General features: G+C 67.0%; 19 protein-coding genes. 3 read left to right on the top strand and 16 right to left on the bottom strand.

Features of this window, described 5'->3' with window-relative positions; all coding sequences use genetic code 11:
- Positions 1-17: 17 nt before the first annotated feature.
- The gene (locus tag ACZYSP_RS30695; protein ID WP_093057305.1) at positions 18-1,007 is read right to left on the bottom strand and encodes a LysR substrate-binding domain-containing protein; all 990 of its coding nucleotides are present in this window, start codon (positions 1,005-1,007) and stop codon (positions 18-20) included.
- A gap of 61 nt (positions 1,008-1,068) precedes the next feature.
- On the opposite strand from ACZYSP_RS30695, the gene ACZYSP_RS30690 reads away from it, so the two are divergent.
- Positions 1,069-2,511 (top strand): amidase, encoded by a 1,443-nt coding sequence (locus ACZYSP_RS30690; protein ID WP_093079132.1) that lies wholly within the window; start codon positions 1,069-1,071, stop codon positions 2,509-2,511.
- A gap of 4 nt (positions 2,512-2,515) precedes the next feature.
- Here the strand turns inward: ACZYSP_RS30690 and ACZYSP_RS30685 are convergent, their stop codons facing one another.
- Both ACZYSP_RS30685 and ACZYSP_RS30680 read right to left on the bottom strand, forming a co-directional pair.
- Positions 2,516-3,454, bottom strand: a complete 939-nt coding sequence (locus tag ACZYSP_RS30685) for a 2-hydroxyacid dehydrogenase (RefSeq protein ID WP_093057303.1) — start codon at positions 3,452-3,454, stop codon at positions 2,516-2,518.
- A 42-nt stretch (positions 3,455-3,496) separates the two neighbouring features.
- Positions 3,497-5,329 carry an ABCB family ABC transporter ATP-binding protein/permease gene (locus tag ACZYSP_RS30680; RefSeq protein ID WP_093079134.1) on the bottom strand — a complete coding sequence of 611 codons (1,833 nt, stop codon included), beginning with the start codon at positions 5,327-5,329 and terminating at the stop codon, positions 3,497-3,499.
- 41 nt (positions 5,330-5,370) lie between these two features.
- On the opposite strand from ACZYSP_RS30680, the gene ACZYSP_RS30675 reads away from it, so the two are divergent.
- Positions 5,371-5,796, top strand: coding sequence for an acyl-CoA thioesterase (locus ACZYSP_RS30675; RefSeq protein WP_093057333.1), 426 nt, complete (start codon positions 5,371-5,373; stop codon positions 5,794-5,796).
- A 15-nt stretch (positions 5,797-5,811) separates the two neighbouring features.
- On the opposite strand, the gene ACZYSP_RS30670 is transcribed toward ACZYSP_RS30675, so the two are convergent.
- The 12 genes from ACZYSP_RS30670 to ACZYSP_RS30615 all read right to left on the bottom strand — a co-directional run bounded on the left by ACZYSP_RS30670 (position 5,812) and on the right by ACZYSP_RS30615 (position 18,771).
- Positions 5,812-6,918: an ABC transporter substrate-binding protein gene (locus tag ACZYSP_RS30670; RefSeq protein WP_093079425.1), complete on the bottom strand. Its 1,107-nt coding sequence runs from the start codon at positions 6,916-6,918 to the stop codon at positions 5,812-5,814.
- A gap of 183 nt (positions 6,919-7,101) precedes the next feature.
- Complete coding sequence (locus ACZYSP_RS30665) at positions 7,102-7,866, bottom strand: enoyl-CoA hydratase (RefSeq protein WP_093057301.1); 765 nt, start codon at positions 7,864-7,866, stop codon at positions 7,102-7,104.
- A 38-nt stretch (positions 7,867-7,904) separates the two neighbouring features.
- Positions 7,905-8,498 (bottom strand): 2-hydroxychromene-2-carboxylate isomerase, encoded by a 594-nt coding sequence (locus ACZYSP_RS30660; protein ID WP_093057300.1) that lies wholly within the window; start codon positions 8,496-8,498, stop codon positions 7,905-7,907.
- Between the two features lie 17 nt (positions 8,499-8,515).
- Positions 8,516-9,265, bottom strand: coding sequence for an SDR family oxidoreductase (locus ACZYSP_RS30655; protein ID WP_093079137.1), 750 nt, complete (start codon positions 9,263-9,265; stop codon positions 8,516-8,518).
- Positions 9,266-9,271: 6 nt separating this feature from the next.
- Positions 9,272-10,108 (bottom strand): acyl-CoA thioesterase, encoded by an 837-nt coding sequence (locus ACZYSP_RS30650; RefSeq protein WP_093079139.1) that lies wholly within the window; start codon positions 10,106-10,108, stop codon positions 9,272-9,274.
- A gap of 29 nt (positions 10,109-10,137) precedes the next feature.
- Positions 10,138-11,049, bottom strand: coding sequence for an alpha/beta hydrolase family protein (locus ACZYSP_RS30645; protein ID WP_093079142.1), 912 nt, complete (start codon positions 11,047-11,049; stop codon positions 10,138-10,140).
- 130 nt (positions 11,050-11,179) lie between these two features.
- Positions 11,180-12,379: an acetyl-CoA C-acyltransferase gene (locus tag ACZYSP_RS30640; RefSeq protein ID WP_093057296.1), complete on the bottom strand. Its 1,200-nt coding sequence runs from the start codon at positions 12,377-12,379 to the stop codon at positions 11,180-11,182.
- An 11-nt stretch (positions 12,380-12,390) separates the two neighbouring features.
- Positions 12,391-14,790, bottom strand: coding sequence for a 3-hydroxyacyl-CoA dehydrogenase/enoyl-CoA hydratase family protein (locus ACZYSP_RS30635; protein WP_093079144.1), 2,400 nt, complete (start codon positions 14,788-14,790; stop codon positions 12,391-12,393).
- 39 nt (positions 14,791-14,829) lie between these two features.
- On the bottom strand, positions 14,830-15,264 hold the full coding sequence (locus ACZYSP_RS30630; protein ID WP_093057294.1) for a DUF2147 domain-containing protein: 435 nt from the start codon (positions 15,262-15,264) through the stop codon (positions 14,830-14,832).
- 43 nt (positions 15,265-15,307) lie between these two features.
- Complete coding sequence (locus ACZYSP_RS30625; protein ID WP_093057293.1) at positions 15,308-17,104, bottom strand: acyl-CoA dehydrogenase C-terminal domain-containing protein; 1,797 nt, start codon at positions 17,102-17,104, stop codon at positions 15,308-15,310.
- Between the two features lie 76 nt (positions 17,105-17,180).
- Positions 17,181-17,867 (bottom strand): TetR/AcrR family transcriptional regulator, encoded by a 687-nt coding sequence (locus ACZYSP_RS30620; RefSeq protein WP_093057292.1) that lies wholly within the window; start codon positions 17,865-17,867, stop codon positions 17,181-17,183.
- Positions 17,868-18,012: 145 nt separating this feature from the next.
- Positions 18,013-18,771 (bottom strand): SDR family oxidoreductase, encoded by a 759-nt coding sequence (locus ACZYSP_RS30615; RefSeq protein ID WP_093057291.1) that lies wholly within the window; start codon positions 18,769-18,771, stop codon positions 18,013-18,015.
- A 114-nt stretch (positions 18,772-18,885) separates the two neighbouring features.
- Here ACZYSP_RS30615 and ACZYSP_RS30610 point away from each other — a divergent pair, with 114 nt between their 5' ends.
- Positions 18,886-19,773 (top strand): LysR family transcriptional regulator, encoded by an 888-nt coding sequence (locus ACZYSP_RS30610; RefSeq protein ID WP_093079149.1) that lies wholly within the window; start codon positions 18,886-18,888, stop codon positions 19,771-19,773.
- A 3-nt stretch (positions 19,774-19,776) separates the two neighbouring features.
- Here ACZYSP_RS30610 and ACZYSP_RS30605 read toward each other — a convergent pair whose 3' ends face one another.
- Positions 19,777-20,607, bottom strand: coding sequence for an AraC family transcriptional regulator (locus ACZYSP_RS30605; protein ID WP_093079152.1), 831 nt, complete (start codon positions 20,605-20,607; stop codon positions 19,777-19,779).
- Positions 20,608-20,628 lie beyond the last annotated feature (21 nt).

Genomic DNA, 20,628 nt, shown 5'->3' with positions numbered 1-20,628 from the left:
TGCACAAATCTCCGTTGTCAGCGGTGCGGCTGGGTGCCGACCAGGTAAGACCATAGCGCATCGGCGGTGCGTTTGGGTTGCAGGCTGTCAGCGGCCGCGGCCTTGCTGGCGGCACGGCTGGCGCCGGCCTTGACCGGCACCGGCGCGCCGGGCCGTTCGCGGTAGGCGCGGATTTCCATGGTCGCCTCCAGGCTGTCGATTTCGGGCGGCAGCGCGCTCACGAGCTTGCGGGCCTTGATCTCCTTGCGCACCGCACTCTGCGGCAGGAAGGCGATGCCGTGGCCTTCGAGCGCCATGACCTTCAGGCCTTCGGCCATGTCGGTCTCGTAAACGCGGTCGAGGTGAATGGCAGTGCCCGACTCCTTCAGCAGCTGGTCGACCACGCGGCCCAGGTAGGCGCCGGGCGCATAGCCCAGGTAGGGCAGCGGCTGGCCGGGACGCCCCGGCAACCGGTAGCGCGGCGCGCCTTCGGCATCGGCCTTGACCCAGGGGGCCACGGTTTCCTCGCCGAGGCTGACCATCTCGTACTTGTTGGCATCGAGCTGCAGCGGCTGCGAGGGGTGGTGGTAGGCGATCAGCAGGTCGCAGCTGCCTTCGACCAGCCGCAGCACCGCGTCGTGCACGTTGAGCGCGATGAGGCGGCTCTTGATCGGCCCGAAGTGCTCGCGCAGGCTGGTCACCCACGAGGGGAAGAAGGTGAAGGCCAGCGTGTGCGGCACGGCGATCTCGATCACATCCTGCCCGGCGGCCGAGTGCCCGCGCAGCATGGCCCGGGTGCTCTGCAGCGATTGCAGCATCTCGATGGCCTGGCTGTAGAGCGTCTGGCCCGCTGGCGTGAGCCGCGTGGGGTACGAGCTGCGGTCTACCAGGTCGGTGCCGGCCCAGCCTTCGAGCGCCTGGATGCGGCGGGAAAACGCCGGCTGGGTCACATGCCTCAATTGAGCCGAGCGGCTGAAGCTGCGGGTTTCCGCCAAACTGATGAAGTCTTCGAGCCACTTGGTTTCCATACGCGGCGATTATGCGAGCGCCGCGCCATACTGGGCGCCCCCTCCTTTTCCCGCACTCGCCATGCCTTCAGCCGACCTGCTCGAACTCAGCGCCACCGAACTCTCCCGCCGCATCGCCGCGCGCGACGTGTCCTGCCGCGAGGTGATGCAGGCCTCGCTGGCCCGCATCGAGGCGCTGAACCCGCGCTTCAACGCCATCGTGTCGCTGCGCGATCCGGCGCAGTTGCTGGCCGAGGCCGATGAGCGCGACGCCGAACTGGCGCGCGGCGAACGGCGCGGCTGGATGCACGGTTTTCCGCTGGCAGTGAAGGACCTGAGCCACGCCGCCGGTCTGCCGACCTCGATGGGCTCGCCGCTGTCGCCGCGTTCGCCGGCGCGCACCGACAGCCTGCACGTGGCCCGCGCCAGGGCGGCCGGCGCAGTCGTCATCGGCAAGACCAACACGCCCGAGTTCGGGCTCGGCTCGCACACCTACAACACGGTGTTCGGCATCACGCGCAACGCCTATGCGCCCGAACGCAGCGCGGGCGGCAGCAGCGGCGGCGCCGCCGTGGCGCTGGCCCTGGGCATGCTGCCCGTGGCGGACGGCAGCGACATGATGGGATCGCTGCGCAACCCGGCCGCCTTCAACAACGTGATCGGCATGCGGCCATCGCGCGGGCGTGTGCCGGGCAACCCCGACGAGGAACTGTTCTTCCAGCAACTGGGCTGCGAAGGCCCGATGGCGCGCACGGTGGAAGACGCGGCGCGGCTGCTGGCCGTGCAGGCGGGCTTCGACACACGAGTCCCGCTGTCGTCACCGCACGCCCTGCCCTCGCCCGATGCGCTGCAGCTGGACGGCGACGGCAAGGGCCTGCGCATCGGCTGGCTCGGCAGCATCTGGCCCGACCTGCCGCTGGCCCCCGGCATCCGCGAGCTGGGCGAGAAGGCGCTCGGCACCTTCCGCACCATCGGCTGCGAGGTCGAGCCCTGCACGCTCGACGTGCCGCGCGAGCACAACTGGAGCGCGTGGCTGCGGTTGAGGCAACTGCTGGTGGGCGGCAAGCTCGGTGCCTACCTCAGCGACCCGAAGCTGTTCGGGCAGCTCAAGCCCGAGGCGCAATGGGAAATCGAGCAGAGCCGGCACCTCGATGCGGCTTCGCTGTACCAGGCATCGGTGTACCGCTCGAACGTGTACCGCGCGTTCCTGAAGCTGTTCGAGCGTTTCGACTTCGTGCTGGCACCGACCGCGCAGGTGTTTCCGTTCGATGCCGAGTTGCACTGGCCTGCCGAGGTGAACAGTGTGAAGAGCGACACGTACCACCGCTGGATGGAGATCGTCACGCCGTTCACGCTGGCCGGGCTGCCGACGCTGAATGTGCGCGCCGGCTTCGGCGAAGGCGGGCTGCCGATGGGGCTGCAGCTGGCGGGGCCGATTCATGCGGACCTCGACGTGCTGCGGCTCGGCCATGCCTATGACCAGGCCTGCGGCTGGGCGGCGCACCGCCCCTCCGCATTGGGCTGAGGCCTCAGATCGGCGTCAACACGCCGCGCCCCGCGAAGTGCCCTTCGGCATTCGCGAGGAAATGGTCCACCGACTTCTGCGTCGCCTCGGGCGACCAGCCGGCCATGTGCGGCGTCAGCAGCACGTTGTCGAGGCCGACCAGCGGCTCGGGCCGCTTCGGCTCGCTCTCGTACACGTCGACGCCGGCCCCGGCGATGCGGTTCTCGCGCAATGCGGCCGCCAGCGCCTCGGTGTCGACCACGCTGCCGCGCCCGATGCTCACCAGGTAGCCCTGCGGCCCCAGCGCGTCGAGCACTTCGGCGTTGACCAGATGCTTGGTCGCCGGCCCGCCCGGTGCGGCCAGCACCAGGAAGTCGGCCCACGCGGCCAGCGACTTCAGGTCGTCGAAGTAGCGCTGCGTTGCGCCTTCGCGCGGCTTGCGGTTGTGATAGCCGACCTCCATGTCGAAGGCCGCCGCACGCTTCGCGATCTTCTGGCCGATGGTGCCCAGCCCCAGGATGCCCAGCTTCTTGCCCGACACGTTCGGCGGCTGCGGAATGGCTTCGCGCCACACGCCTTCGCGGCACAGCCGGTCGAGTTTGCGGAACTCGCGCACGATGCTGATCAGCAGGCCGAAGGCGTGGTCGGCCACGCAGTCGTCGTTGGTGCCCGCGCCGTTGGCCGTCGCGATGCCGCGAGCGCGCGTCACTTCGAGCGGCACGCCTTCGTAGCCGGCGCCCATGCAGCAGATCAGCTCCAGCGCCGGCATCGCCGCGATTTCCTCGGGCGTGATGCCGATGACGCCGATGGTCAGCACCGCACGAAACTTCTTGCCGTGCTCGGCGATGGCGGCCGCGCGCAGGGCGGGGTCGAAGGCGTAGGTCATGTCATAGACCTCGGCAATCTGGGCCTGGTGGGCACTCGAGAGGCCGCTGAGCACCAGCAGGGGAATCTTGGTCGACACGTCTGAACTCCTGAGATCGATAAAAAGGAATGGATGATCGCGCTACATCAATGGAGTTGCTTCGCTCTTCTGCAAAGCCCACATCTGGGCGTAGCGGCCCTGCTTCGCGAGCAGCTGGGCATGCGTGCCGCGCTCGACGATCACGCCCGACTCCAGCACCAGGATCTCGTGCGCGTCGACCACCGTCGACAGGCGGTGCGCGATGACCAGCGTGGTCTTGTCCTGCGCGGCGCTCTTCAGCTCGGACTGGATGGCGCGCTCGTTGGCCGAGTCGAGCGCCGAAGTGGCCTCGTCGAAGATCACGATCGGAGGGTTCTTCAGCAGCGTGCGCGCGATGGCCACGCGCTGCTTCTCGCCGCCAGATAACTTGAGGCCGCGCTCGCCCACGGTCGTTTCATAGCCCTTGGGCGTGGCGGCAATGAAGTCGTGGATGCGTGCGGCGCGCGCGGCGGCCTCCACTTCTTCGCGGCTCGCCCCCGGGCGGCCGTAGGCGATGTTGTATTCGACCGTGTCGTTGAACAGCACCGTGTCCTGCGGGACGATGCCGATGGCGCGGCGCACGCTGGACTGGGTCACTTCGCGAATGTCTTCCCCGCCGATGGTGATGCGGCCGTGCTGCACGTCGTAGAAGCGGTACAAGAGCCGCGCGAGCGTGGACTTGCCCGAGCCCGAGGGCCCGACCACCGCCACCGTCTTGCCGGCCGGAATCTCGAAGCTCACGTGCTTGAGGATGGGCCGTGCGGCCTCGTAGGCAAAGCTCACGTCCTCGAAGCGCACGGTGGCGTCGGCACCGGCCAGCGGCTGTGCGCCGGGCGCATCGCGCACCTCGCGCTCTTTTTCCATCAGCACGAACATCTTGTCGAGGTCGGTCAGGCTCTGCTTGATCTCGCGGTAGATCACGCCCAGGAAGTTCAGCGGAATGTAGAGCTGGATCATGAAGGCGTTGACCATCACCAGGTCACCCAGCGTCATGCGCCCTTCGACCACGCCCGAGGTGGCGCGCCACAGCATCAGCACCAGGCTCACGGCAATCAGCAGTTGCTGCCCGGTGTTGAGCATGCTCAGCGTGCGCTGGCTCTTGATGGCGGCCTTGCGGTAGCGGTCGAGGCTGGCGTCGTAGCGGCCGGCCTCGAAGTCTTCGTTGTTGAAGTACTTGACGGTTTCGTAGTTCAGCAGCGAATCGACCGCGCGGCTCTGCGCCACCGAGTCGAGCTCGTTCATGGTCTTGCGGAACTGCGTGCGCCACTCGGTCACCGTCACGGTGAAGGTGATGTACAGCACCAGCGCCGCCGCCGTGATCCAGACGAACAGCGAATCGAACTTCACGCCCAGGATGGTGAGCACCAGCACCAGCTCGATGATGGTCGGCACGATGCTGTAGAGCGACATCGAGATGAGCGAGTGCACGCCGCGCGTGCCGCGCTCGATGTCGCGCGTCATGCCGCCGGTCTGGCGCTCCAGGTGGAAACGCAGGCTCAGCGCGTGCAGGTGACGGAACACCTCCAGCGCGATCTGCCGGGCCGTGCCCTCGGTGGCCTTGGCGAAGATCAGCTCGCGCAGTTCGCCGAACAGCGAGGTCGAGAAGCGCAGCAGGCCGTAAGCCAGCAGCAGGCCGATGGGCACGATAAGCAGCGCCTGCGCCATGTCCGGCTTGGGCGTCATCGTGTCGACCAGGTTCTTCAGCAGCACCGGCACGCCGACGTTGGCCACCTTGGCGCCCACCATGAAGGCCAGCGCCGCGGCCACCCGCCACTTGTACTGCCAGAGGTAGGGAAACAGGCGGCGCAGCGTCGCCCAGTCGGAACGGTCGCTGCGCTCCGGCGGGTGGCCGGAGACGGAGTGGGAGGGGGGAAGGGCTTCGCCGCTGCGGCGCATGGGAGACAATCGTGGTTGCTTGTTTGTTCCAGATTGTGCCCATGTCAGATACTTCCAGCGCTGCCGCTGCCGCCATCCTCAAGAGCCTGCCCACCGACATGGAGCTGGTGCTCAAGGTCATTCCGATGCCGGCCGACTGCAACGCCAACGGCGACATCTTCGGCGGCTGGGTCATGGCGCAGTGCGACCTGGCCGGCTCGGTGATCCCGGCGCGCTACGCCAAGGGCCGCCAGGCCACGGTGGCGGTGAACGAATTCATCTTCAAGCAGCCGGTGCGGCTGGGCGACATCCTGTCGTTCTATTCGAAGCTGGTGCGCATCGGGCGTACCTCGGTCACGGTGACGGTCGAGGTGTTTGCCGAGCGCTTCCGGGCGCAGGGCGAATACATCAAGGTGACGCAGGCCACGTTCACCTATGTGGCCATCGACGACAACGGCCGCCCACGGCCCATCGAACAGCAGCCCTGAGCAACGCCCCCGGGCTCAGACGCCCGGGTCGCGCACGCGCTCGAAGCGTTCGAATTCGCGGTTGACCCAGCGCCCGTCGCGCCGCTCGACGCGGCGGATGTACACGGTCTGCACGATGTCCCGGGTGTGGGCGTCAATCTCTACCGGGCCGCGCGGGCTGTCGAGCTTCACGCCCCGGAACGCATCCACCAGCCGCTCCCCGACCACACCGCCGCGCGCCACGGGCGAGCTCATCGCAGCATCGATGGCGGCAAGCGCATCGTGGGCCGCGACCGCGAAATACCCCGGGCGCAGATGGCTGCCGTACTCCGTCTCGAAGATGCCCGTGAAGCGGCGGTTGGCCGGCGATTCGTGGGCGAACGAATAGTGGTGGCTGGTGACGAGGCCATCGGCCAGCTCTCCGATGCCTTCGAGGTAGTGGTCGTCCGTGGCGTCGCCGGTGGCCAGCAGGCGGATGCCCGTGTCGGCCATGCCGCGGTCGCGCCAGAACTTGAGGAAGGTGGCCGGCATCTGCCCCGAGGGCAGGAAGAAGAACACCGCCTGCGGCTTGAGTTCGCGCAGCCGCAGCATGTAGGCCGAGTAGTCAAGCGTGTTCAGCGGCACCCGCAGCATCGCGCCGACCCGGCCGCCGCCCGCGGTGATGCCAGAGACAAAGGCGCTTTCGGCATCGACGCCCGAGGCGTAGTCGGCCACCACGGTGCAGACGTCGCGCAGCCCCTGCTGGAGCGCCCATCGCGCCAGCGGCAGCGTGACCTGGCCGATGGTGAAGGACACCCGCACCGCGAACGGGCAGCGCGCCGTGATGCCCGAAGAGGCCGCGTTCATCACCACCAGGGGCAGCCTGGCCTGCGTGGCGACGGTGCCGACGGCGTAGGCGTTGGAGCTGAAATCCAGGCCCGCCAGCATGTCGACGCGCTCGCTTTCGACGAGGTCTTGCGCATGGCGGCGTGCCTGCTCGGGCGCGCTGCCGGGTACATCGCGCCGCAGCAGCTCGACCGGCCGGCCAGCGATGTTCTGGTTGTGCGCCGCCAGCCAGACGGCCATGCCGGCATCGAACTGCCGCCCGCCGCCCGCGTAAGGGCCGGACCATGAGCCGATGACGCCGATGCGTAGCGGTCGCACACGCGCCAGGGCCAGCGAAGGCGCTGCCAAGGCAACCGCCAGCAAGCCGAAAGTACGCCGGCGCGTGAGGTCGATTGCTACTTTTTCAGTAGCATCATTCGCCCACTGGCCGGGCGTTGTGAGCGTTCTTGTCTCTGAAACTTGCACGGCGGCCAGTGTACGCGTGCAAGCCCCGAAAACGCATCAGACCTTGGAGAAGTCCGGCTTGCGTTTCTCCATGAAAGCACCGAAAGCCTCGCGTGCCGCCGGCTCGCGCAGCATGCGACCGAAGCTCGCGCCCTCCTCACCCATGCGTTCGAGCACGGCGGGCATCTGCGCCTTCTTCAGCAGACGCTTGGTTTCCACCAGCGCACTCAGCGGCTTGGCGGCCAGCTTGCGAGCCTGCGTCTGCGCGATGGCGTTCGCTTCGGTCGGCGGCACCACGCGGTTGACCAGGCCCACTTCGAGCGCGGCCTCTGCCATGAAGGGTTCGCCGAGCAGCAGCGCCTCGGCCGCGCGGTGGTAGCCCAGCATCTGCGGCACCAGCAGGCTCGATGCAGCCTCGGGGCACAGGCCCAGGTTCACGAAGGGCATCGAGAAGGCGGCGTTGTCACCCGCGTAGACGAGGTCGCAATGGAACAGCATCGTGGTGCCGATGCCCACAGCCGGGCCGCACACGGCCGCGACGATGGGCTTGGGGAAGGTCGCAATGCCGCGCAGGAAGCGGAACACCGGCGACTCTTCCGTCGACGGCGGGCCGTTGAGGAAGTCGCCGATGTCGTTGCCTGCGCTGAAGATCGTCGGGTCGCCCTGGATCAGCACGCAGCGCACGGCCGCTTCGCTTTCGGCTGTAGCCAGCGCGTCGGCCAGCTCGGCGTACATGGCGCTGGTGATGGAGTTCTTCTTGTCGACGCGGTTGAAGGTGATGGTCATCACACCGGCTTCGGTGTGGACGAGGATGTCGCTCATGGGTGGTAGTCCTTGGATGAAAAAGGTTGGCGCCGCGGTCAGGCGCAAAGGGCTTCGCGGACGAAATCGAGGCGGTCTTGCCCCCAGAACATCTCGCTGCCGACGAACATGGTGGGAGCGCCGAACACGCCGCGCTCCACGGCTTCCTGCGTGACGGCCTTGAGGCGGTCCTTGGTTTCCTGCGCGCCAGCCAGCGCAAGCAGGCCCGCGGCGTCGAAGCCCGCATTTTGCAAGACGGCACCGACGGTTGCCGGGTCGTTGAGGTTCTTCGGATCGACCCACATCGCGTGGAAAACCGCATCGACGTACGCACCGAAACGCGCCGGCTCCTTCATCTGGACGCCCGTGGCGCCGCGCATCAGCAGCAGCGTGTTGATCGGGAAGTGGGGGTTGTGCACGAAGGGCACGCCGTAGCGCTTGGCAAAGCGCTTCAGATCGGTCGTCATGTACGGGCCCTTGGGCTTGATCTCGGCGGGCGAATGATTGCCGGTGGCCTGGAACACGCCGCCCAGCAGCATGGGCTTCCACACCAGCTCGGCGCCTGTATCGGCGCAGATGTGCGGCAGTTGCGTCGCGGCCAGGTAGGCGGCTGGGCTGCCGAAGTCGAAATAGAAGTCGACGGATTTCGCCATGGGGTTGTCTCCTTCTCTCAGAATTTCTCGGACCACGGCCGCAGGTCGAGCTCGTGCGTCCACGCGTCACGAGGCTGCGAATGCAGCATCCAGTAGCTGTCGGCAATGTGCTCCGGGTTCAGGATGCCGTCGCTCTCCTTCAACGCATAGCGCTCGGGGAAATTGCTGCGGATGAATTCAGTGTCGATGGCGCCATCGACCACAACGTGCGCAACGTGAATGCCCTGCGGCCCCAGCTCGCGCGCCATTGACTGCGCCAGCGCACGCAGCGCCATCTTCGCGCCAGAAAAAGCGCCGAAGTTCGCCGCGCCACGCAACGAGGCCGTCGCGCCGGTGAAGATGATCGTGCCGCGATGCCCGCCCTTGGGCAGTTCGCGCGCCACCATCCGCTTCGCCACTTCGCGTCCATTGAGAAAGCCCGAGAAGCAGGCCATCTCCCACACCTTGAAGTACTTGCGTGCGGTCTCGTTCAGGATGCTCTCGGGCACGTTGGCGCCGATGTTGAACACCATCACCTCGATCGGCCCGATGGTCGACTCGATCTGCTCGACAAGCGCGACCACTTCCTCTTCCTTGCGCGCATCACAGGCGAAGGCGTGCGCGCGGCCGCCGTCGGCCTCGATCTGCGCGACCAGCGGCTGCAGCTTGTCGAGGCTGCGGCGCGTGACGCAGGTGGCAAAACCTTCGCGCGCGAAGCGGCGGGCAATGGCACCGCCAGTGGCATCGCCGGCACCGACGATGAGTGCGGCTTTCTGCAGGGTGGTCATGTCTCTTTATTCCTTGTAGTAGACGATCTGGTTCGAAGTGGCCAGCAGCACGCCCTTCTCGCTCCACAGATGCGCCGTCTGGTCGAAGAAGCCGTTGAAGAACTGCTGCCCCGCCGCACGGCCCAGCAGATAGCCCGTGCCGACCTCGGCCAGCTGCGCCGGCCCGACGTGGAAGTAGGTGGTGATCGACACCGTGCCCGCGGGCACGTGCTTCGCGCGGCGCAGCCACACGCGCGGGTAGAACATGTCGCTCATCGCGGCGAGCGAGGCGAAGTCGAGCGGCCGTGGCTGTGCGTCGCGCAGCCAGATGCGGGTTTCGCTGTGGTGCAGGCTCTCGTCCCACTTCGCGGGAATGCCGCCGCTGAAGGGGCGCATCTCGTACTGGTTGATCCACGCCACGCCGGACGGGCCGATGCTCATGCGGTCGACCGTCTCGGGCCTTGGCGCCTCGGGCATCGGCATGTCGCTCTCGCCCCAGGTGTCGCGGCGCGCGGCCGTCACCACGGTGGCGGTGGTCGTCATGTTGGGCGCACCGCTGGGGCCGGCCTGCGTGATCTGCACCGTCCAGTGCTGCGTCGAGCGATTGGTGCGCACGGCAGTGGCCTGGATGTCGAACGCGCCGGCTTCGATCGCCGCCGCGTAGTTGACGGTGAGCGCGATGGGCGTGCCCAGCACGTCGGGGTGCTGCATCACCGACTGCAGCACCAGGGCCGCAGTGGTGCCGCCGAAGGGCCCGACCATGTTCCAGTAGTCGGGGCTGGTCATGCCGGTGAAGTGCCCCACGCGGATGTCGCTGTGGTGGATCGTCAGGGCTTTGTCGAAGGGGTGCTGCGTGCTCGTCATGATCGGCAGTGTGCCTCCGGAGGATGGCGTCACGCAGTCGTGTGCGGGACGTTGGCGTGCTGCACCGCAGTACGTTCGGTCAACGCAGCCAGCCGGTGCAGCTTGTCGACCGTGCTCGGCCACAGGCTCTGGCTGAACTGCTCGCGGAAGAATCCGAAGTGGCCGATGCGCCGGGCCTGCACGTCCGCCGGTGCGATGCGCTCGACCGCGCTCGGTGCGCCGGCATAGAAGCTCACCAGGCTTTCGGTGCCGGCGAGCGTCATGAGCTCGTCGTCGGTGATCGACAGCGCGAGCACGGGGAAGCGCACGCGTCCGTAGCTCTGCGATGCAAGCTCGCCCTCGGCACCCACGCTGTAGCGCGGGTTGAGACACCAGCGCCGCCATTGCAGGATCACGCCGCGCGGCAGGTCGCCGACCTTCTTCAGCTTGCGTCCCGGAAAGTAGCCGAACAGTCGCGTGACCAGCGGCACGAGCACGAACCAGAAGTAGAGAATGCCGCGCCTGAGCTTCGGCGCGTTCTCGCGCCAGTAGCCGCTGCCGGCCGCGATGCTGACGAGGCCGTCGACTTGTTCCGGGCGCTGCAGGAAGCCCGGCAACTGCGCACCAAGGCTGTGACCCAGCAGGTAGAGCGGCTGGTCGGGCAGTGCGGCCTTGGCGGCATCGATCACCGCTTCATAGTCGCGCGCCCAGTCGAACAGGTCGGCCTTGAAGCCGCGCAGCGACGCATCGCCGCGCGAATCGCCCGAGCCCCGGTAGTCGAAGGTCCAGACGCGCAGGCCCTGCTGTTCTGCAAGCCACTGCGCGAAGGGTTCGTAGAACGACTGGCGCACGCCCATTGCGCCGCCGATCACGATGCTGGCGCGCGGTGCGCCGGCGGGCTCGTAGCGGCGCACCGCCAGTTGCTGTGCGCCGCCGTCGACCTCCAGAACTTCCTGTTGCATGCTCGTTTCTCCAGAACGGTCACGGTCCATTCGCGGAACACCGCGGAACCGGCTTTGCCGGGCCGCAGGTGTTGCCCCCTGCAAGGGGGTTGGCGCAGCGACACGAAGTGCGCGAAGCCTGGGGGTTTGCTCAAACCCTTTCAAAGATCCCGGCAGCGCCCTGGCCCATGCCCACGCACATCGTGACCATGCCGTACTTCAGGTTCTCGCGGCGCAGCGCATGCACCACGGTCGCCGAGCGGATGGCGCCTGTAGCGCCGAGCGGATGGCCCAGCGCAATCGCGCCGCCCATCGGGTTGACCTTCGACGGATCGAGCCCCAGCGTGTTGATGACGGCCAGCGACTGCGCGGCAAAGGCTTCGTTCAGCTCGAACCAGTCGATGTCCTCGTGCTTCAGGCCGGCATAGCGCAGCGCGGCCGGAATCGCCTCGATCGGGCCGATGCCCATGATGTGCGGCGGCACGCCCTTGCTGGCGAAGCTCACGAAGCGTGCGAGCGGCGTGAGGCCGTACTGCTTCACGGCCTTTTCGCTCGCCAGGATCAGCGCGCCCGCGCCGTCCGAGGTCTGCGAGCTGTTGCCGGCCGTGACCGTGCCGCGCGCGGCGAACACGGTGCGCAGCTTGGCGAGGCCTTCGATGCTGGTGTCGGGACGCGCGCCTTCGTCGAGATTCACGGTGCGGGTCTTGGCAATCGACTCGCCGGTCTCCAGGTTCGGCGTGCGGTCGGTCACTTCGATGGGCGTGATCTCGTCGGCAAACTTGCCGGCCTTCTGCGCGGCCAGCGCCTTCTGGTGCGAGGCGAGCGCGAACTCGTCCTGCGCCTCGCGGCTCACCTTCCACTGCTGCGCGACCTTCTCGGCCGTGAGGCCCATGCCATAGGCAATGCCCACGTCGCCCTCGCGCTCGAAGATCGAGGGCGACAGCGAGGGCGAGTTGCCCATCATCGGCACCATGCTCATGCTTTCGACACCGGCTGCGATCATCACGTCGGCCTCGCCAACGCGGATGCGATCGGCCGCCATCTGCACGGCCGACAGGCCAGATGCGCAGAAGCGGTTGACGGTGATGCCGCCGACGCTGGTCGGCAGGCCCGCCAGCACCGCGCCGATGCGCGCGACGTTCAGGCCCTGCTGCGATTCGGGAATCGCGCAGCCGCAGATGATGTCTTCGATGGCCTTCGGGTCGAGGCTGGGCACAGCAGCCAGTGCGGCGCGCAGCGTAGTGGCCAGCAGGTCGTCAGGACGGTAGTTGCGGAAGTAGCCGCGGTGCGACTTGCCGATGGGGGTGCGGGTGGCGGAGACGATGTAGGCGTCTTGTACTTGCTTGCTCATGAAATCTGTCCTTAGTTGCGCACTGGCTTGCCGGTGCTGAGCATCCCCATGATCCGCTCCTGCGTCTTGGGATGCACGATGAGCGAGCAGAACGCCTTGCGTTCCAGCGTCATCAGGTATTCCTCGGTCACGAGCGAACCCGCGTCCACGTCGCCGCCGGTGACCACGTTCGCGATCAGGCTGGCAATGTGGAAGTCGTGCGCGCTGATGAAGCCGCCGTCGCGCATGTTCACCAGCTGGCCCTTGATGGTCGCGGCGCCGCTGCGGCCCGCCACGCGGAAGGTGCGGCGCAGCGGTGCGCGGTAGCCGGCGTCGGCCATGGCCTTGGCCTGCTGCAGCGCCACGTACAGCAGCTCGTCCTTGTTCGGCACGATCACGTCGCTGTCGAGCAGGTAGCCCAGCTTCTTCGAATCGAGCGCGCCGGTGCCGACCTTCGCCATCGCCGCAGCAGTGAAGCCTTCGGTGAGGAACGGCAGCAGGTCGCTACCCGTGGAGGCCGCTGCGTTCTCCGCAGCACGACGCGCGATGTAGGTCAGGCCGCCGGCGCCGGGGATCAGGCCCACGCCGACTTCGACCAGGCCGATGTAGCTTTCCATCGCAGCCACGCGCTTGGCCGAATGCACGGCCAGCTCGCAGCCGCCGCCCAGCGCCATGCCGCGCACGGCCGAAATCACCGGCACGCTGGCGTAGCGGATCTTGAGCATCACGTTCTGCAGCTCTTCCTCGGCGCCTTCGACCGCGCCGATGCCTGCGACCACGAAGGCCGGCAGCATCGCCTGCAGGTCGGCGCCGACCGAGAACACCTCGTCGGGCGACCAGATCACCAGGCCCTTGTATTCGGCTTCGGCCAGCTCGACCGCGGCGCCAAGCGCCTCGGCCACGTCGGGACTGATGGCGTGCATCTTCGAATGGATGCTGGCGATGAGCACTTCGCCATCGAGCGTCCACACGCGCACGTCGCCTTCGTCGCTGATGGTGGTGCCGGCGGTGTTGGCATCGGCTGCGTTCGCGCCGAGCACGCTCTCGGGGAACAGCTGGCGGTCATGCACCGGCAGCCTGCGCTGCGGCACGAATTTGTTCTGCGATGCGCTCCACGAGCCTTCGGGCGTGTGCACGCCGCCGGCCTCGGCCACCGGACCTTCGAACACCCACTTGGGCAGCGGTGCGCTGCTCAGCGCCTTGCCGGCGTCGATGTCTTCCTGCACCCACTTGGCGACCTGCGCCCAGCCGGCCTCTTGCCAGAGCTCGAACGGGCCCTGCTTCATGCCGAAGCCCCAGCGCATGGCGAAGTCGATGTCGCGTGCGCTCTCGGCGATGTCGCCCAGGTGCACGGCGGCGTAATGGAAGCCGTCGCGCAAGATGGCCCAGAGGAACTGGCCCTGCGGTCCTTCGCTCTCGCGCAGCAGCTTCAGGCGTTCGCCCGCGGGCTTCTTCAGCATGCGGCCATACACCTCGTCAGCTTTGGCGCCGGCGGGCACGTACTCGCCGCTCTTCAGGTCAAAGCGCAGGATGTCGCGGCCGACCTTCTTGAAGAAGCCGGCCTTGGCCTTCTGGCCCAGGTTGCCCAGCTCCAGCAGCTTGGCGAGCACCGGCGGCGTCGCGAAGTTGGCGTAGAACGGATCGGTCTCGGCGTTCAGGTTGTCCTGCAGCGTCTTCACGACGTGGGCCATCGTGTCGAGGCCCACCACGTCGGCGGTGCGGAAGGTGCCCGAGCTTGCGCGGCCCAGCTTCTTGCCGGTGAGGTCGTCCACCACGTCGGGCGTCAAGCCGAACTTCTCGACTTCCTTCAGCGTAGCCAGCATGCCGGCAATGCCGACGCGGTTGGCGATGAAGTTGGGCGTGTCGTGCGCGCGCACCACGCCCTTGCCGAGCGTGCTGGTGACGAAGGCTTCGAGGTCGTCGAGCACCTGCGGCTGCGTGGTGGGCGTGTTGATCAGCTCCACCAGGAACATGTAGCGCGGCGGGTTGAAGAAGTGAATGCCGCAGAAGCGCGGCTTCAGCGCTTCAGGCAATGCCTCGCTGAGCTTGGTGATCGACAGGCCCGAGGTGTTCGAGGCCAGGATCGAATGCTTGGCAACGTGCGGCGCGATCTTCTTGTAGAGATCGAGCTTCCAGTCCATGCGCTCGGCAATGGCTTCGATGATGAGGTCGCACTCGCCGAGCTTGGCAAGGTCGTCTTCGTAGTTGGCCTGTTCGATCAGGCCCGCGTCGGCCACGTCGCCGAGCGGCGCGGGCTTGAGCTTCTTGAGGTTGTCGATGGCGCGCGTGACGATGCCGTTCTTCGGGCCTTCTTTTGCGGCCAGATCGAACAGCACGACAGGCACGCGCACGTTGACGAGGTGGGCCGCAATCTGCGCGCCCATCACGCCGGCGCCGAGCACGGCGACCTTCTTCACTTGAAATCGGGACATGTTGCTTGGTATTTCTTGGATTGGTTGCGCGCAGGCTTGTTACTGCACGCGGTTCCAGGTTTGAGTGCGCCAGAAGGGGCCCAGATAGCCGCGCACTTCGAGCTTCTTGCCGCCGTCGACGGGCGTGTAGCTCGCGCGGTATTCCTTGCCGTTCTCGGGGTCGAGGATCTTGCCGCCTTCCCAGACTTCCTTGCCTTCGGCCTTCTTGCCGCCGCGGATGATGTCAAGGCCCACCATGGGCTTGCCCTTGCGGTCGTCGCTGCATTCGTCGCAGGTGGCGCCGGGCTTGGCGTCCTTGCCCAGTGCCTTTTCGATGCGGCCGAGCAGCGCACCGTTGGTTTCATCGATGCGGATCTCGGCCTTGACCTCACCGGTCTTGTCGTCAACGTTGCGCCACAGGCCGACCGGCGTGACCTGGGCCATGGCCGAGGCTGCGGTGACGGCGAACAGAACGGCGGCGAATGTTTTCTTCATGCGTGTCTCCCGGCGAAGTGAAGGAAAAGGCAAAGGGCTTGCTTCAGGCCAGTGCCGCGTCGGTGTCCATCAGCACCTTGCTGCCGGCGCGCGCGGTGCGCATCAGCGTCGCAGTCTCGGGGAACAGCTTGGCGAAGTAGAAGCGCGCGGTCTGCAGCTTGGCGACGTAGAACGGGTCGGTGTTGCCGGCGGCGATTTCGCGCAGGGCCACTTGCGCCATGCGGGCGAACAGGTAGCCGAACACGAAGTGGCCAGCCACGCGCAGGTAGTCGACAGCAGCGGCGCCCACTTCGTCGGGGTTCTGGAAGCCCTTGAAGCCGATCTCGGTCGTGAACTTGGTGAGCTGGTCGCCCAGGCCCGCGATGGGGTTGATGAACTCGGCCATCTTCTCGTTGACGCCTTCTTCTTCCACCAGCTTCGCAACCAGCTTGCCGAACTTCTTCAGCGAGGCGCCGTTGTTGCCCAGCACCTTGCGGCCCAGCAGGTCCAGCGACTGGATGGTGTTGGTGCCTTCATAGATCATGTTGATGCGGTTGTCGCGCACGAACTGCTCCATGCCCCATTCCTTGATGAAGCCGTGGCCGCCGAACACCTGCATGCAGGCGTTGGTTGCAACGTGGCCGTTGTCGGTGATGAAGGCCTTGACGATGGGGGTCAGCAGCGCGACCAGTTCGCCGGAGTCCTTGCGCACCTTCTCGTCGGGGTGGTTGTGCTCCTTGTCGAGCAGCAGCGTGCAGAAGATCTGCAGCGCGCGGCCGCCTTCGGCATAGGCCTTGGCAGTGAGCAGCATCTTGCGCACGTCGGGGTGCACGATGATGGGGTCGGCTTCCTTGTCCTTGGCCTTCACGCCGGAGAGCGAACGCATCTGGATGCGGTCCTTGGCGTAGGCCAGCGCGTTCTGGTAGGCCACTTCGGTCAGGCCCAGCGACTGGTTGCCCACGCCCAGGCGCGCGGCGTTCATCATCACGAACATCGCGGCCAGGCCCTTGTTGGGCTCGCCCACCAGCGTGCCGGTGGCGCCTTCGATCACGATCTGCGCGGTGGCGTTGCCGTGAATGCCCATCTTGTGCTCCAGGCCCGCGCAGAAGATCGGGTTGCGCTCGCCGAGCGAACCGTCGGCCTTGACCTTGAACTTCGGCACCACGAACAGGCTGATGCCCTTGCTGCCCTTGGGCGCGTCAGGCAGGCGGGCCAGCACCAGGTGAATGATGTTGCTCGTCATGTCGTGCTCGCCGGCCGAGATGAAGATCTTGCTGCCGCTGATGCGATAGGTGCCGTCCGCCTGCGGCTCGGCCTTGGTGCGCAGCAGACCGAGGTCGGTGCCGCAATGGGGTTCGGTCAGGCACATGGTGCCGGTCCATTCGCCGCTGGTGAGCTTGGGCAGGTAGGTCTTCTTCTGCTCGTCGGTGCCGTGGGCCGCCAGCGCCTCGTACGCGCCGTGCGAGAGGCCGGGGTACATGGTCCAGGCCTGGTTGGCGCTGTTGAGCATTTCGAACAGGCACTGGTTCACCACGAACGGCAGGCCCTGGCCGCCGAAGGCCGGGTCGCACGACAGCGCGGGCCAGCCGCCTTCGATGTACTTGGCGTAGGCGTCCTTGAAGCCCTTGGGCGTCTTCACTTCATGCGTGGTCTTGTCGAGCGTGCAGCCCTCTTCATCGCCGCTGATGTTGAGCGGGAAGGTCACTTCGGCTGCGAACTTGCCGGCCTCTTCGATCACCGCGTTGATGGTGTCGGCATCGGTCTCGGCATGTGCCGGAAGCGCCTTGAGTTCCTCGGCGACGTTGAGCACTTCGTGCAGCACGAACTGCATGTCGCGCACGGGTGGGTTGTAGGTAGGCATCCGGAACTCTCCTGGTCGAAGCTAGATAGAAAAAAGAAAAGGGGGAAAACGAAAACGGGGCAGGCCGCGCGCTTCTTCAGCGCACGGTCTTGAGGCGGCGGCCGGCCGGCGCGGCCGTGTCAGCCTTGGGCGCATCGGGCGTGGCGCTGCGCGCGAGGATGTTGTCGAAGCCGACGTTGGCGCGGCCAATGGAGCCGGGCACCTGCAGGAAGCGCGCTTCGTAGTGCAGTGCGAGGATCAGGCCGTGAATCTCGAACGCCACCTGGCGCTCGTCGGCATCGGCGCGCAGATGGCCTTCGCTCTGCGACTGCACGATGGCGCGCAGCACTGCCGCCTGCCAGATGCTGACCGACTCGACCAGCGCATCGCGCACCGGGCCTGGGCGGTCGTCGAATTCGGAAGCGCCGCTGATGTAGATGCAGCCCGAGTCGATTTCGGTCGAGGTGCGCTTCATCCAGTTGGCGAACATGGCGCGCAGGCGCGGCAGGCCGCGCGGCGCCTTCAGGGCGGGGAAGAACACTTCCTGCTCGAAGCGCGCGTGGTATTCACGCACCACCGAGATCTGCAGTTCTTCGCGCGAGCCGAAGTGGGCGAATACGCCCGACTTGCTCATCTTGGTGATTTCAGCCACCGCACCGATCGACAGGCCCTCGAGCCCGATCTGCGCGGCTAGCGCCAGCGCGGCGTCGACGATGACGGCCTTGGTCTGCTGGCCCTTCTGGGCGGCGCGAACGGGCTTGGCGGGAACGGCTGCTGCGGTCATCGTGGAATTTCCATGCAAAAACGAACGGTCGTTCTATTTTGCAGGGCTTTACCACTTTCGCCCGCAAGAAACCTTCAGGTATTGAAGGTTAATTGATGCGGGACGGGGCGCAATCGGCCCCATCCCTACCCCTCGGAAGCTCTCTTCAGAATTCCTGCGACACCGGCCGCAGCACGACTTCGTTGATGTCCACGTTCGCCGGCTGCTCCACCGCGTAGACGATGGCGCGCGCTACCGAATCCGACGGGATCTGGTTGGCGTCGTAGAACGCCTTCACGCCCGCAGCGGACTCGGCATCGCTGCTGCCGAACTTCAGCTCCGACTCGACCGCGCCGGGCGACACGATGGTCACGCGCACGCCGCTGTTGCCCACTTCCACGCGCAGGCCTTCGGAGATGGCGCGCACCGCGTGCTTGGTCGCGCTGTAGACGGTGCCGATGGGCGTGAACACCTTCAGCCCGGCAATGGATGCGACGTTGACGATGTGCCCGCTGCCCTGCGCCTGCATGCGCGGCAGCACGGCGGCAATGCCGTAGAGCACGCCCTTGATGTTGACGTCGATGGTGCGGTCCCACTCGTCGACCTTGAGCTTGTCGAGGGGCGACAGCGGCATCACGCCCGCGTTGTTGACCAGCACGTCGATGCGGCCGAAGGCCTCGACGGTGGCGGCGGCGAGCTTGTCGAGGTCGGCGCGCTTGGCCACGTCGGTGGCCACGGCGATGGCCTCGCCGCCGGCTTCGCGGATCTCGGCGACGACCTTGTCGAGCCGGTCGGTGCGGCGGGCCGCGAGCACCACTTTTGCGCCGCGCGCGGCCAGGTGACGCGCCGTCGATTCGCCGAGCCCGCTGCTCGCGCCGGTGACGATGGCGACCTTGCCCTTGATGTTGTCTTGAACGGATGTCATGGGAAATTCCTTTCGGGTGTGTGGAAGAAGTGCCTCCAGTGTGGAAAATCCAAATGTTCCCGTAAATGAAACTCTGGCGACTTCAGAATTCCTCAAAAAGGAACTCTCAACACCATGTCCAATCGTCTCGAAGCCCTGCGCGTGTTCTGCGCCGCCGCCGATGCCGCCAACTTCCGCGACGCGGCGGCGCGGCTTTCGGTGTCACCGCAGGTGGTGACGCGCGCGGTGCGCGAGCTCGAAGACGAGCTCGGCGAGCCCCTCTTCCACCGCAGCACGCGCGGCGTTCAGCTCACCGACTTCGGTCGGCAGCTCTCGGAGCGGGCGCGCACCGCCCTGAGCGGAGTCGACGAACTCTTCCATCGCACCGACCGCCGCGCACTGTCGCAGCACGAGGGCACGGTGCGGGTCACGGCGCCGGGCATCTTCGGGCGCCAGCTCATTCCGCAGGCGCTGGCGCCGATGCTCGCCGCGCACCCGGGCCTGGTGCTCGACCTGCGCGTCTCGGAGTCGCATGCCGACGTGGTCGGCGAGCAGATCGACATCGGCGTGCGCGTGGGCCCGCTGCGCGATGCCCGCTTCGTCGCGCGGCCGGTCGGCCGGATGGCGCTGCACGTGGTGGCCGCGCCCTCGCTGATCGCGCGTACCGGCGTGCCGAAGAAGATCGAGGCGCTGGCCTCGCTGCCGCTCACCGCATTGATCGATCGCAAGTCGGGCCGGCCCTGGCCGATGATGTTCCGCAAGGAGCGCCAGCTGGCCGTGACCTCGCCGGCCTTCGTCACCGACGACTTCGACACCGAGTGCGCCGCGGTGCTCGCGGGCCTGGGCTTCGCCCAGTTGATCGGCTCGCTGGCCGAGCCCTGGATCGAGCGCGGCGCGCTGGTGTCGGTGCTGGAGGCCGAGGCGCCCGAGCCGTGGCCGATCTATGTGTACCGCTCGCAGCGCGCACCGGTGCCGGCGCGCGTGCGGCTGGTGTACGACGAGTTGATCCGCGTGCTGCGCTGAGCGCTATGCCCGCTGCCAGGCGCCGGGCGTGAAACCGAAGTGGCGCGTGAAGATGCGCGTCATGTGGCTCTGGTCCGCGAAGCCGCTTGCGGCGGCGGTGTCCGCCAAGCTCGTGCCGCGTCGGATCAAGGCGCGTGCGCGTTCGGCGCGCTGCAGCAAAAGCCATGCGTGGGGCGGCACGCCATAGGCCTTCTGGAAACGACGCAGCAGCTGGAACTTGCCGAGGCCGGCCATCGCTGCAAGCTCATCGAGCATGGGCGCGGCAAGCAGGTCATCGGCGAGGCGCTCGCGCACCAGCCGCACGTCGCCGTCGATCTCGGGCTGCGGCACGGCGGTGGAATGGCCATCGAGCAGCAGGCCGCAGACTTCGACCAGCGACTCTTCGCAGGCGAGGGCTTCGGCGCTTGCAGAGGTGCTCGCGGCGCGGTTACGCCAATCATCGAGGCGGGTGAACAGGCGGCGCAGTGTTTGGACCAGCCGCAAGTCCTTGAGCACGGGCCGTGTGAATTCAACGCTGCCGTCCATCGCAGTGCCGCCAAGCATGCCCGCCATCACTGCCGCGTCGAGATACACCATGCGCCAACGCCGCGACGGGCCGCCAAGCGGCCGGCCGTCGTGCACTTCCCCGGGATTGGTGGTGATGAGATCACCCGCATAGGCATCTACCTTGCCGCGGCCGCTGGCCGAGCTTTGCGCGCCATGGTCGAGCAGGCCGACGCCGTAGGTCGAATGCCAGTGCCGGCCGTAGTGGCGGGCACTGTCCATCGCGGTGCCATGGACGCCCTCCCAGGGCGTTCCAAAGACCTGCGAGCGATGGTCCGGCGGCGTCTTCATCCGCCGGATGATCTCAGAGAA

The organism is Variovorax sp. F042 (assembly GCF_057814215.1).
Note: the sequence above shows the minus strand (reverse complement) of the source record. Positions and strands in the feature narration are given on the sequence as shown.